This window comes from Streptomyces sp. NPDC048106, from assembly GCF_040706415.1.
Taxonomy (GTDB): Bacteria; Actinomycetota; Actinomycetes; order Streptomycetales; family Streptomycetaceae; genus Streptomyces.
This window is the reverse complement of sequence record NZ_JBEZND010000044.1, coordinates 66,248-79,245: the sequence shown is the minus strand read 5'-3', so window position 1 is coordinate 79,245 and position 12,998 is coordinate 66,248. Positions and strand designations below refer to the sequence as shown.

Annotated in this window: 12 protein-coding genes; 10 read left to right on the top strand and 2 right to left on the bottom strand. The window is 72.0% G+C overall.

Features of this window, described 5'->3' with window-relative positions; all coding sequences use genetic code 11:
- Positions 1-358 precede the first annotated feature (358 nt).
- Entirely contained in the window at positions 359-967 is a 609-nt protein-coding gene (locus AB0927_RS33280; protein WP_366671533.1) for a response regulator transcription factor, read from the bottom strand.
- Positions 968-1,276: 309 nt separating this feature from the next.
- Here AB0927_RS33280 and AB0927_RS33275 point away from each other — a divergent pair, with 309 nt between their 5' ends.
- From AB0927_RS33275 to rfbH, 6 genes are read left to right on the top strand one after another with little or no spacing between them, the layout of a single operon-like run.
- Positions 1,277-2,617, top strand: coding sequence for a nucleotide disphospho-sugar-binding domain-containing protein (locus AB0927_RS33275; RefSeq protein WP_366671521.1), 1,341 nt, complete (start codon positions 1,277-1,279; stop codon positions 2,615-2,617).
- A 58-nt stretch (positions 2,618-2,675) separates the two neighbouring features.
- The gene (locus tag AB0927_RS33270) at positions 2,676-3,350 is read left to right on the top strand and encodes a dTDP-4-dehydrorhamnose 3,5-epimerase family protein (protein WP_366671520.1); all 675 of its coding nucleotides are present in this window, start codon (positions 2,676-2,678) and stop codon (positions 3,348-3,350) included.
- Positions 3,351-3,366: 16 nt separating this feature from the next.
- The gene (locus AB0927_RS33265) at positions 3,367-4,434 is read left to right on the top strand and encodes a glucose-1-phosphate thymidylyltransferase (RefSeq protein WP_366671519.1); all 1,068 of its coding nucleotides are present in this window, start codon (positions 3,367-3,369) and stop codon (positions 4,432-4,434) included.
- Positions 4,431-5,417, top strand: coding sequence for a dTDP-glucose 4,6-dehydratase (gene rfbB / locus AB0927_RS33260; RefSeq protein WP_366671518.1), 987 nt, complete (start codon positions 4,431-4,433; stop codon positions 5,415-5,417). The genes AB0927_RS33265 and rfbB overlap by 4 nt, the downstream gene beginning before the upstream one ends.
- A complete protein-coding gene (locus AB0927_RS33255; RefSeq protein ID WP_366671516.1) occupies positions 5,404-6,402 on the top strand; it encodes an NAD(P)-dependent oxidoreductase in 999 nt (332 codons plus the stop codon). The genes rfbB and AB0927_RS33255 overlap by 14 nt, the downstream gene beginning before the upstream one ends.
- Positions 6,402-7,715 carry a lipopolysaccharide biosynthesis protein RfbH gene (rfbH, locus tag AB0927_RS33250; RefSeq protein ID WP_366671514.1) on the top strand — a complete coding sequence of 438 codons (1,314 nt, stop codon included), beginning with the start codon at positions 6,402-6,404 and terminating at the stop codon, positions 7,713-7,715. Before AB0927_RS33255 ends, rfbH begins: the two co-directional genes overlap by 1 nt.
- On the opposite strand, the gene AB0927_RS33245 is transcribed toward rfbH, so the two are convergent.
- Positions 7,670-8,008, bottom strand: coding sequence for a hypothetical protein (locus AB0927_RS33245; protein ID WP_366671513.1), 339 nt, complete (start codon positions 8,006-8,008; stop codon positions 7,670-7,672). The genes rfbH and AB0927_RS33245 overlap by 46 nt on opposite strands.
- Before the next feature lie 32 nt (positions 8,009-8,040).
- Between AB0927_RS33245 and AB0927_RS33240 the strand changes: the two genes are divergently transcribed.
- From AB0927_RS33240 to AB0927_RS33225, 4 genes are read left to right on the top strand one after another with little or no spacing between them, the layout of a single operon-like run.
- Positions 8,041-9,441: an NDP-hexose 2,3-dehydratase family protein gene (locus AB0927_RS33240; RefSeq protein WP_366671511.1), complete on the top strand. Its 1,401-nt coding sequence runs from the start codon at positions 8,041-8,043 to the stop codon at positions 9,439-9,441.
- On the top strand, positions 9,438-10,424 hold the full coding sequence (locus AB0927_RS33235) for a Gfo/Idh/MocA family oxidoreductase (RefSeq protein ID WP_366671510.1): 987 nt from the start codon (positions 9,438-9,440) through the stop codon (positions 10,422-10,424). Before AB0927_RS33240 ends, AB0927_RS33235 begins: the two co-directional genes overlap by 4 nt.
- A gap of 16 nt (positions 10,425-10,440) precedes the next feature.
- Positions 10,441-11,622, top strand: coding sequence for a macrolide family glycosyltransferase (locus AB0927_RS33230; RefSeq protein WP_366671509.1), 1,182 nt, complete (start codon positions 10,441-10,443; stop codon positions 11,620-11,622).
- A 57-nt stretch (positions 11,623-11,679) separates the two neighbouring features.
- The gene (locus AB0927_RS33225; RefSeq protein WP_366671507.1) at positions 11,680-12,744 is read left to right on the top strand and encodes an alpha/beta hydrolase; all 1,065 of its coding nucleotides are present in this window, start codon (positions 11,680-11,682) and stop codon (positions 12,742-12,744) included.
- Positions 12,745-12,998 lie beyond the last annotated feature (254 nt).

Below are 12,998 nucleotides of genomic sequence, written 5' to 3'. Positions count from 1 at the left end.
AAGGAAGCGGTCTCCGAGGTGAACCGGTCCCCGGTGAGCTGCATGCCGTCACCCGAGTCCCCCGCGAACCGGATGATCACCCGGTCCAGGCGGCGCACCTCGTGAAGCGGGCGGGGTGCTCGGCCGGATTCTCCGGGGGTGCTCGTGTCACTCGGATGAGTCGTGTCCACGGCCATGGGCCGCTCCTTCGCGTCGACGCAGCGGGCTGCTTGCCGCCGCACGCTAGGGAGCGCACCTTGTGATCGGCCAAAGCCGTGCCGCCGGGCCGTGGTTCGCCGGGAACGCCAGGTGTACCGGGAGCGTCAGGCGTACTCGGAACGGCAGGTGGTGCGCGGGCCGGTCACGGCCCGGCGCCCCGTCACAGCAGCCACTCGGAGTCGCGCGCGATGCGGATCGCGTCGACGCGGTTGCGGGCGTTGAGCTTGCCGACGATGGTCGTCAGATAGTTGCGCACCGTCCCCGCCGAGATGCGCAGCGTGGCGGCGATCTCCTGTGGCTCCGCGCCTTCCGCCGCGAGCCGCAGCACCTCCGTCTCCCGGTTGGTGAGGGGGCTCTCGTACTCCCCCCAGGCGGCCAGCGCCAGTTCCGGGTCGACCGCTCGGTGTCCCGCCGCCACCCGCCGTACCGCGGTGGCCAGTTCGGAGGACGGGGCGTCCTTGCGGAGATAGCCGGCGACCCGTGCCTCCAGCGCCCGGCGCAGGGCGCCGGGGCGCCCGAGGCTGGTGAGGATGAGGACGCGGCACTGGGGGAGCCGTTCGCGCAGCCGGCCGGCCGCGGACAGGCCGTCGATGCCGGGCAGGTCGATGTCGATGATGGCGACGTCGGGCCGGTGCTTGAGCGCCATGTCGACGATCTCGTCCCCGCGTGCGACCTCGCAGATCACGTCGAGATCGTCCTGGAGGTTCAGCAGGGCGACCAGGGCGCCGCGGACCATGTTCATGTCCTCGGCGAGCAGTATCCGTATCACAGGACCGCCCGGAGGACGCCGGCACTTCTCGAATCGCCCGCCGCTGTCGGACCGTTCGTGCGTTTCCGTCATCTCCACGGCCTCCATCCTGCGGAGATCGTAAGTCAACCACGTAAAAATTGTGCGCTGTTCGAAGCCTTCTGAGCACACAACCGCGCATCCGGTGGTCATTTGGAAAAGAATTGAGGTCAATTCACCCTTTCTGATGAACCTTCGGTCAGAGGTGTGCGTGCGTCACCCGGGTGGTACGACGCCTCACCCGTAGCCGCCTCGCGGTGCACTAGCGGCTCTTTAGAGGGCGCCCGCAGGATGCGTGCGAACCGTACGCGTCGGCACGGCGCCGGCACTCTGGAGAGGTCAGCGATGCGCGTTCTTTTCACCATCTTTCCGGCATCGGCACATCTTTATCCAGCCATCCCGCTGGCGTGGGCGCTGCAGAGCGCCGGTCACGAGGTCGTGGTGGCGAGCCCCGAAGGTGTGGTCGACCAGAAGGTGATCGAGAACATCACCTCGGCCGGCCTCACCGCGGTCTCGCTGGGCGGCAAGGAGGAACTCACCGCCTCGCTCGCCCCCCTCATCGCCGGCGCCGGCCCCAACCGGCCGACCCTGGCCCTCGACCCCGAGGACCCGGACGCCTGGCGCACGGCCAGGGCCGTGCTCGGGGGCATGCTCAACGCGTACTACCCCCCGCCGGCGGTCGAGGGCGGGCGCCGGCCCGTCCTGGACGCCCTGGTCGAGTTCGCCAAGGACTGGCGTCCGGACCTGGTGCTGTGGGACCCGCTGGCGCCCACCGGCGCCGTGGCCGCGCGCGCCTGCGGCGCCGCCCACGCGCGTCTGCTGTTCGGCAACGACAACATCGGGATCGTCCGCGCCAGGACGCGCGAGGAACTGGCCGAACCCTCCTCGGGCCTGACCGAGGACCCGTGGATGCCGTGGCTGCGCCCGGTGCTGGAGCGCTACGGCCTCGACTTCACCGAGGAGACGCTGACCGGCCAGTGGACCCTGGACCTGACCCAGCCCCGGATGCGCACCCCGGTGGACCTGACGTACGTCCCGGTCCGCCGCGTCCCGTACAACGGGGCCGCCACGCTCCCCGGCTGGCTGCACGCCCGGCCCGAGCGGCCACGCGCCGTGCTCACCCTGGGCGTGAGCCGACGGCTGCTGGCCGGCCGGCACAGCGGCTTCCCGCTACGGGAGTTCTTCGAGTCCGTGTCCGGTCTGGACCTGGAACTCGTGGCGACGCTGAACAGCGAGCAACTGGAGGCGGCCGGCACGCTCCCGGACAACGTCCGCGCCCTCGCCTACGTCCCGCTCAACCAGGTGCTGCCCACCAGTTCGGCGATCATCCACCACGGGGGCGGCGGGACGTTCGCCGCCGCCGTGGCGTTCAAGGTCCCGCAGCTCATCGTGCCCATGCCGATGTGGGACGAGATGGTCACCGGGCGGTACGTCGCCCGCCGGGGCGCCGGACTGGTCGCCGACCCCGCGGCGATCGACGTCGACAGCCTGCACAAGGACCTCCTGCGGCTGATCGAGGAGCCGTCCTTCCAGCTCGGCGCCCGTGCCCTCTACGAGGACATGCTGGCCGCTCCGGCGCCGAAGGACGTGGTCCCGATCCTGGAGCGGCTGACCGCCGAGCACCGCGGCTGAGCCGGGGTACCCACCGCCGTACGGCACGGGCCGGCCGGCCTGAGAGGGAGGGGCGAGCGTGCGCGTCGAGGAATTGAGCATCCCGGGCACGTTTCTGATCGAGCCGGAGCACCTGTCCGACAGCCGGGGTGTGTTCTACGAGTCGCTGCGGACCGACGAACTGGAGCGGTCCGCGGGGATCGTCTTCCGGCCCCGGCAGATCAACTACTCGGTGTCCCGGCGCCACACCCTGCGCGGCATCCACAGCGTGAGCATCCCGCCGGGGCAGGCCAAGTTCATCACCTGCGTCCGGGGCGCGCTGCGGGACGTCGTCGTCGACCTGCGGGTCGGCTCGCCCGCCTTCGGCAGCCACCAGGTCAACGAACTGGACGCCGACTCCGGGCGGTCCGTGTACGTGCCGGAGGGCGTCGGCCACGGGTTCCTGGCGCTCACCGACGACGCCTGCATCTGCTACGTCGTCTCCACCACGTACGTCCCCGGCACCCAGATCGACATCGATCCGCTCGACCCCGACCTGGACCTTCCCTGGGAGTGCGCCGGGACACCGCTGATCTCGGACAAGGACGCGAAGGCACCGACGCTGGCCGAGGCCCTGGCCGCGGGCATGCTGCCGGACTACGCCCCCGTCCGACCCGGCGCCACCCCGGTGCCGCGGGCCGCCCACGGTCCGGATCGAGCCGGCACGGCCGAGCGGCCGGACCGCGCACCGGACCGAAGAGGCATCAACACATGAACCGAGAGGACCTCCCATGAAGGCTCTGGTGCTGGCCGGCGGATCGGGCACCCGCCTGCGGCCCTTCAGCTACTCCATGCCCAAACAGCTCATCCCCATCGCCAACACGCCGGTCCTGGAACACGTCCTCGGCAACATCCTGGACCTGGGCGTGACCGAGATCGGCGTCATCGTCGGCGACCGCGCCCAGGAGATCCGGCAGGCGCTCGGGGACGGCTCGCGCTTCGGGGCCCGGCTGACCTACATCCAGCAGGAGAATCCGCTCGGCCTCGCCCACACCGTCGTCATCGCCCGTGAGTTCCTCGGCGACGACGACTTCGTGATGTACCTCGGCGACAACATGCTGCCGGAGGGGATCGCCGGCATCGCCGAGGAGTTCGCCGCGCACCGCCCGGCCGCCCACGTCGTGGTGTACAAGGTCCCGGACCCGCGCGCCTTCGGCGTCGCCGAACTCGGTCCCGGCGGCGAGGTGCGGCGCCTGGTGGAGAAGCCCGAGCAGCCGCGCAGCGACCTCGCCCTGATGGGCGTGTACTTCTTCACCGCCGCCGTCCACGAGGCCGTACGCTCCATCGAGCCCAGCGCCCGCGGCGAGCTGGAGATCACCGACGCGATCCAGTGGCTGGTGTCGACCGGCGCGGACGTGCGGGCCGGCCGGTACGAGGGCTACTGGAAGGACACCGGGAACGTCGAGGACGTCCTGGAGTGCAACCGGCACATCCTGGACGGCCTGCGCCCGGCCGTGGCCGGGGAGGTCGACGACGCCAGCGTGCTCACGGGGCCGGTCGCCGTGGGCGAGGGGGCGCGCATCGTGCGCTCCCGCATCGAGGGGCCGGTGATCATCGGCGCGGGCACGGTCGTGGAGGACAGCCACATCGGCCCGCACACGTCCATCGGCCGCGCGTGCACGGTCACCGGAAGCCGGCTGGAGTACTCCATCGCCCTGGACGGTGCGTCGGTCACCGGTGTGCAGGGCCTGCGCAGTTCCGTCATCGGCCGCTCCGCCTCGGTCGGCACCAGCGGGCAGAGCGCGGACCGTTACCGCCTGGTCGTCGGAGACCACACCAGAGTGGAAGTCGCGGCATGAGGATCCTCGTCACCGGAGCAGCCGGTTTCATCGGCTCCAACTTCGTCCGCCGGCTCCTCGCGAACGCGTACGCCGGGTGGGAGGACGCGCGGGTCACCGCGCTGGACAAGCTGACCTACGCTGGCAACCGCGACAACCTGCCCGCCTCGCACCCGCGCCTGGAGTTCGTCCAGGGCGACGTCTGCGACCTGGGCCTGCTGCGGGACCTGCTGCCCGGACACGACGCCGTGGTGCACTTCGCCGCCGAGTCCCACGTGGACCGCTCGCTGGAGGGCGCGGCCCCGTTCTTCCGCACCAACGTCCTGGGCACCCAGACCCTCCTCGACGCCGTGCTGGCCAGCGGGGTCGAGCGGGTCGTGCACGTCTCCACCGACGAGGTGTACGGCTCGATCGCCGAGGGCTCCTGGACCGAGGAGCGCCCGCTGCTGCCCAACACCCCCTACGCGGCCTCCAAGGCATGTTCCGACCTGGTCGCCCGCACCTACTGGCGCACCCACGGAGTGAACCTCTCGGTCACGCGCTGCTCCAACAACTACGGGCCCTACCAGCACCCCGAGAAGCTCATCCCGCTGTTCGTCACCAACCTGCTGGAAGGCCGGCAGGTGCCGCTGTACGGCGACGGACGCAACATCCGCGAATGGCTGCACGTGGACGACCACTGCCGCGGCATCCACCTCGTGCTCGACAGCGGCCGGCCCGGCGAGGTCTACAACATCGGCGGCGGAAACGAGCGCACCAACCGCGCCATCACCGAACACCTGCTTGAACTGACCGGTGCGGGCACGGAGATGATCCGCCACGTCGCCGACCGGAAGGCGCACGACCTGCGGTACTCCATCGACGAGTCCAAGATCCGCGAAGAACTCGGTTACGCGCCGCGGATCGGGTTCGAGGAGGGTCTGGCCGCCACGGTCGCCTGGTACCGCGACCACCCCGACTGGTGGAAGTCCGTCAAGTACGGGGGCGAGCGTGCGGACAGCTGAGCACGGCACGGCGGCCGGGCCGCGGGTCATGGTGCTCGGCGGCACCGGTTACCTGGGCCGCAGGATCGGCGAGGCGTTCCAGGCCGACGGCGCGCAGGTGCACCTGGTGTCCCGGCGCCCGGCCGGGGACGGAGCCGCGGGCGCGCGGCACGTGACCATGGACCTGGTCGCGGCCGACGCACGGGACCTCGGCGCCCTCCTCGCCTCGGTGCGGCCCGACGTGGTCGTCAACGCCGCCGGCCGGGTCTGGCAGGGCGACGAGGCCGCGATGACCGCGGGCAACGCGGACCTGGTCGGCCGCCTCACCCGGGCACTCGCCGGACTGCCCCGCCCTCCGAGGCTGATCCACCTCGGCAGCGTCCACGAGTACGGCGCAGGCACGCCCGGCGCCGGCACCCGCGAGGAGCAGGAGTGCGCACCCGTCACCCCGTACGGGCGCACCAAACTCCTCGGCACCCGGGCCGTGTTGAGGGCCGTGGCGGACGACGGTGTGGACGGTGTCGTCCTCCGGCTCGCCCAGGTGATCGGTGCCGGGGTGCCGCCCGCCAGCCTCTTCGGCCGGGTCGCCGCACACCTCGACGAAGCCGCCCGCGCCCGCTCCCGGGGCGAGGAGCCCGAGGAGCTGAGACTCCCGCCGCTGCGTGCCCACCGCGACCTGGCGGACGTGCACGACACCGTGGACGCCGTACGGGCCGCCGCCACCGCGCCGAAGGCCGACGTGAGCGGCCGGGTGATCAACGTCGGGCGCGGCGAGGCGGTCCCGATGCGCGCGCTGATCGACCGCATGGTCGGCCTCAGCGGCCTGGACATCCCGGTGACCGAGGCCGCCCCGGGCCCGTCCCCACGTACCGACGTGGCGTGGCAGCAACTCGACGTCTCCCGGGCGCTGCGGCTCCTGGGATGGCAGCCGCGCCGCACTCTCGACGACTCGCTGCGCGACCTGCTCGCGGCCGCGGTGCCGGCACCAGCCAACGGAAGGACATGATGAGCGACACCACCGACCCCAAGGAACTGGTGCTGGACGAGGTCCGCAGGTACCACCGGGAGACCGCGCCCGCGCGGGAGTTCGTGCCCGGCGTGACCGAGATCTGGCCGTCCGGCGCGGTGCTGGACGAGGCGGACCGGGTCGCCCTCGTCGAGGCGGCGCTGACCATGCGCATCGCGGCCGGCCCCAGCTCCCGGAAGTTCGAGTCCGCCTTCGCCAAGCGGCTGAAGCGGCGCAAGGCCCACCTGACCAACTCGGGCTCGTCCGCGAACCTCCTCGCCGTCTCCGCCCTCACCCAGCACGAACTCGGTGACCGGGCGCTGCAGCCGGGCGACGAGGTGATCACGGTCGCCGCCGGCTTCCCCACCACCGTCAACCCGATCCTGCAGAACGGACTCGTCCCGGTCTTCGTGGACGTGGAGCTGGCCACGTACAACACCACGGCCGAGCGGGTGGCCCGGGCGATCGGACCCAGGACCCGGGCCATCATGATCGCGCACGCGCTCGGCAACCCCTTCGAGGTCGCGGAGGTGGCCCAGCTCGCCGCGGAGCACGACCTCTACCTCATCGAGGACAACTGCGACGCGGTCGGTTCGACCTACGACGGCAGGCTCACCGGCACGTTCGGCCACATGACCACGGTCAGCTTCTATCCCGCGCACCACCTCACCATGGGCGAGGGCGGCTGCCTGCTCACCTCCGACCTGGGCCTCGCCCGCATCGTGGAATCGCTGCGCGACTGGGGCCGGGACTGCTGGTGCGAACCCGGCAAGAACAACACCTGCTTCAAGCGGTTCGACTACCAGTTGGGCGACCTGCCGGCCGGGTACGACCACAAGTACATCTTCTCCCACGTCGGTTACAACCTGAAGGGAACCGACATCCAGGCCGCGCTGGGCCTCGCGCAACTCGACAAGCTGGACGGCTTCGTCGAGGCGCGGCGGCGCAACTGGCGCCGGCTGCGCGAGGGGCTGGACGGCGTACCGGGCCTGCTGCTCCCCGAGCCCACCGCGAAGTCCGACCCCAGCTGGTTCGGCTTCGTCATCACCGTCGACCCCGACGCCCGCTTCACCCGCGCCGAACTCGTCGCCCACCTGGAGGAGCGCAAGATCGGCACCCGGCGGCTGTTCGCCGGCAACCTCACCCGGCAGCCCGCCTACATCGGGCGGCCGCACCGGGTCGTCGGCGACCTCGCCAACAGCGACGTCATCACCGAGCACACGTTCTGGATCGGCGTCTACCCGGGACTCACCGACGAGATGCTCGACTACATGACCGCCACGATCAAGGAGTTCGTGGCCCAGCACGGCTGAGCACCCGTCGGCGCCCCCTCCCGGACCGGGATCCGGACTCCCTCGCCCGGGAGCGGGGCCCGCCGGCGGGTTCCGTACCAGGGGCCGCCCAGGAGAACGGGGACGACGGGGACGACGGGGGCGGCCCGCGCCCCGACCGGTGTCGCGGACCCGCCGACGGCCACCGACCGGCCGCCCGCCGCGGGACCGCGGGCCGGCACGGCCGACGTGGCCACCCGGTCCACCACCCCGGCGGAGTCCACCGCGACCAGCAACGACTTCACCGCGGCCGGCCAGGCCTGACCCGGCCGCACTCTCCTCACCAGAAAGGCAGGGGGCCTCTCCGATGCCGTCGACCCACACGCTCCGGACACGCGCGAACACGAGCCTGCAGGACCGCATCGCCCTCTCCGCGGCCACCACCGAAGGCGCGCACCTGCGCACCGCCGACTTCGCCGGCTGGCTGGCCGGACGCGGCAGGGCCAACACCTTCCAGGTGGAACGGATCCCGTTCGCGGAGCTGGACGGCTGGTCGTTCCAGGAGACCACCGGGAACCTCGTGCACCGCAGCGGACGCTTCTTCACCGTCGAGGGCCTGCACGTCACGGAGGAGAGCGAACCGTACGGCGACGGCCCCTACGCGGACTGGTACCAGCCCATCATCAGACAGCCCGAGGTGGGCGTCCTGGGCATCCTCGTCAAGGAGTTCGGCGGAGTGCCGCACTTCCTGATGCAGGCGAAGATGGAGCCCGGCAACCCCAACCTGCTCCAGCTCTCGCCCACCGTCCAGGCGACCCGCAGCAACTACACCAAGGCCCACCAGGGCGCCGACGTCAAGTACATCGAGTACTTCGTCGGGCCGGACCGCGGCCGGGTCGTCGCGGACGTGCTCCACTCCGAACACGGCTCCTGGTTCCACCACAAGTCCAACCGCAACATGGTGGTCGAGGCGGTGGGCGATGTCCCCCTCCTCGACGACTTCTGCTGGCTCACCCTCGGCCAGATCGCCCAACTGCTGCACCTGGACAACGTGGTCAACATGGACTCGCGCACGGTGCTCTCCTGCCTGCCCTTCGGCGACGCCTGGGACGGCGCGCTGCACTCCGACACCGAACTGCTCTCCTGGATCACCGGCGAGCGCACCCGGCACAGCGTGCGGGCCGAACGCGTCCCGCTGGACCACCTGCCCGGCTGGAAGCGCCGCGAGAGCACGATCGAACACGAGACGGGCCGCTACTTCGACGTCGTCGCCGTGTCCGTGCGGGCGGGAAACCGCGAGGTGACCGGCTGGACCCAGCCCCTGTTCCAGCCGGTCGGCCGCGGCGTCACCGCCTTCCTCGTCCGGGAGTTCGGCGGCGTCCCGCACCTCCTGGCGCACGCCCGCGTCGAGGCAGGCTTCCTCGACACCGTGGAACTCGGACCCACCGTGCAGTACACCCCGGACAACTACGCCCATCTGCCCGCCCGCGAACGCCCGTTGTTCCTGGACACGGTGATGCGCGCCGCCCCGGACCGCGTCCGCTACGAGGCCCTCCACTCCGAGGAGGGGGGCCGCTTCCTGAACGCCGTGAGCCGCTACCTCCTGGTCGACGCGGACGAGAGCGACGCCCCGCAGGACCCGCCGCCCGGCTACGCCTGGGTCACCCCCGGCCAGCTCACCTCCCTGGTGCGGCACGGTCACTACCTCAACGTCCAGGCCCGCACCCTGCTCGCCTGCCTCAACGCGACGTCGGTGCGGGCCCGGTGACCGGCCCCCTGCGGATCGGGGTGCTCGGCTGCGCGGGCATCGCGGTGCGCCGCATGCTCCCCGCCTTCGCCGCGGACCCCGGCATCGAGATCGCGGCAGTGGCCAGCCGGGACGCGGCCAAGGCGCGGGCGGTCGCCGAACGCTTCGGCTGCCGGCCCGTCCACGGGTACGACGCGCTCCTCGAACAGGACGACGTCCAGGCCGTCTACGTGCCGCTGCCCGCGGCCCTGCACGCGGAGTGGACCGAGGCGGCACTGCGCACGGGCCGGCCCGTCCTCGCCGAGAAACCCCTGAGCACCGACCACCGCCGCACCGCCGAGCTGCTCCAACTCGCCGACGCCCGGGGCCTGGTGCTCATGGAGAACGTGATGTTCGTCCATCACCGCCGGCACCGGGCCGTACAACGCCTGGTCGCCGACGGCGCGATCGGCGAACCGCGCGCCTTCCACGCGGCGTTCACCATCCCCCCGCTCCCGGACGGCGACATCCGGTACGACCCGGACCTCGGCGGCGGGGCCCTGGCGGACGTGGGGATCTACCCCCTGCGGGCCGCACTGCACTTCCTCGGCCCCGGCCTCCACGTCACCGGCGCCCGGCTCACCCGGGGCGCGGGACGGCGGGTCGAGACCTCCGGCGCCGCGTTGCTGAGCACGCCCGGCACCGCCACCGCCCAGATCACCTTCGGCATGGAGCACGCCTACCGTTCGGCATACGAACTGTGGGGCAGCGAGGGCAGCATCACCGTCGACCGGGCGTTCACCCCGCCCGCCGACCACGTCCCCGTGATCGGCCTCCACCGCGACGGGAAGAGCGAGGAGATCCGGCTCGCCCCGCACGACCAGGTGGCGGCCACCGTCGCGGCCTTCGCCGCCGCCGTGCGCTCCGGCACCCTCCCGGACCCCGGCGCCACCCTGCGACAGGCCGAACTCCTCGACGAAATAGACCGGTTCGCCGCCCCCGGCGAAACCGACGGCAATGGATGAACGGCAGGAGACCCACGTGCGACGGCACATCGCCTTCTTCAACTTCCCGGCTGTAGGCCACATCAACCCCACGATCGCCGTGGTCGAGGAACTGGTGCGGCGGGGCCATCGCGTCACCTGCACCGGGACGGAGCACTTCGCCCCCATCGTGAAGGCCGCCGGCGCCGAACCGGTCACCTACGACTCGGTCTTCGGCGACTTCTACCGCGCCCCCCTCACGCCCGGGGAGTTCGCGGGCGAGGGACTGCGGAGCCTGGAGGAGGCCACGTCCCTCGTGGCACAGGTCGGCCCCTTCTACGAGGAGAACAGGCCGGACCTGATCGTCCACGACTTCATGGCATGGGGCGCGCGCTTCTTCGCCGCCGCGCACGACGTCCCGGTGATCCGGACGTACCCCGTCTTCGCCGCGAACGAGCACTTCTCCATCCGGGAGAAGTTCCCGGTGGCCGAGCTGACCGACCCGCGGATGGTGGAGGCAGTGCGGGGACTCGCGGCGGCGCTGCCCCGATTCGGGCTGCCCGCCGACCCGATGGGCTTCCTCGCGCACATCGAGAGACGCGCCCTCGTCTTCCTGCCGCGCGAATTCCAGTACGCGGGCGAGACCTTCGACGAACGGTTCGTCTTCACCGGACCCTGCATCGCCGAACGCCCCTACCAGGGCACCTGGCAGCCGGCGTCACCGGACCGGCCCGTCCTGCTGATCTCCCTCGGCACCTCGGCCAGGGGCTGGCCGGAGTTCTTCACCATGGCCATCAAGGCCTTCGGCGACTCCGAGTGGGACGTCCTCATCACCGTCGGCGACCACACCGACCCGGCCGGCCTCGGCCCGCTGCCCGCGAACGTCGACGTACGGCGGTACGCGCCACAGCTCGACGTGCTGCGCCACGCACAGCTGTTCATCAGCCACGGCGGCATGAACAGCACCATGGAGTCACTGGACAACGGCGTGCCCATGGTCCTCGTCCCCCCGACGAACGAGACGCGGGCGAACGCCCTGCGCGTGGCGGAACTGGGCCTGGGCAGCGTGCTGGCCAAGGAGGACGTCAGCGTGGAGAGCCTGCGCGAGGCAGCGGAGCGGGTGACGGGCGACCCCTCGGTGGGCGAACGGGTGCGGGCCATGCGGGAGCGCATGCGGTCGGTCGACGGCCCGGCCGTCGCGGCCGACGCCGTCGAGGCGTACCTGGCCGGCCTGGACTGACCACCGCCGCGCGCTCCCGTCCCCGCCGCTGCCATATCTGCCCTGGCTAGGAGACCGATGGACCATCTCGAAGAACTCAGGGAATTCGCCCGCCTGCACGCCCGGGGCCAGGGCATGAGGCCCGACCACGTCACCCGCGTCCTCACCCGGATCACCAACGACACCGCGGCGGACCCGCGGTCGTGGGCCGCGGTGTGGACCGCCGAGGGCCGGGCCGCCGCCGGCCGCGGCGACCTCCTCGACGCGTGCCGGCACTTCGCGCTCGCCCGGTTCCCCTACCACGGCGACGCGGACCGCGCCCACGCCCAACGGCTGTGCGTCGACACCTTCGACCAGTGGCGCCAGGGCCAGGAGGGCATCGAGCGCCTGGAGTTCGAGCACTGCGACGGCACCCTCACCTGCTGGGCCACCGGGCTCGACAAGCCCCGCCCGCTGCTGATCGTCATGGGCGGCATCGTCAGCGTGAAGGAACAGTGGGCGCCGCTGCTGCCCCTGCTGCGCAAACTCGGCTACGCCGCCGTCGTCACCGAACTGCCGGGCGTCGGCGAGAACACCTTCACCTACGGACCCGGCTCCTGGCGCATCCTCGGCTTCCTGCTCGACGAACTCGCCGACCGCGCCCAGGTGTCCGACACCTCGATGCTCGCGCTCAGCTTCAGCGGCCATCTCGCCCTGCGCGCCGCGGCCGAGGACTCCCGCATCCGCCGCGTCCTCACCGTGGGCGCGCCCGTCGGCGACTTCTTCCGGGACGAGGCCTGGTGGCCCCGGGTGCCCGGCATCACGGCCGACACCCTGCGCCGCCTCACCGGCAGCGAGGACCTCGGCGCGCTGCGGCGCCTGCTCGGGCGGTTCGCGCTCACCCCGGAGCAGCTCCGGCAGGTGCGGATTCCGGTCCGGTACGTCGTCAGCGGCCGCGACGAGATCATCCCGGCCGGGGACCAGGAACTGCTGCGCCGCCACGTCCAGGACGTGCGGTTCAAGACGTTCGACGACGTGCACGGCTCGCCCGCCCACCTCGGCGCGATGCGGCGCTGGCTCGTCCTCCAGCTCCTGCGGCTGCGTCTCGCGGGCCGCGGCGACCGGTCGGCGCTCCGCCCCCCGCGCGGCAGGAGAGCCTCGTGAACGAGACCGGGAATGACGAGCACCCGACCCGCCGGCCCGGCACCGGAGTGCCCCCGTGGCAGACGCTGAGTTCCCTCGGTATCACCGAGAACGAGGTGACGGCCGTCCACCTCACGCCGGCTTCCGCGCTGCGGTTCCTGTCCGGGCTGGGGAACCCGGCCCGCGCGGGCGCCGCCGCCGGCCCCCTTCGGCCGGCTGCCGCCGGGCGCTCCGTGGGCGGCGACGGCCCGGTCGCCGCCGCCCACGCCCCGGTC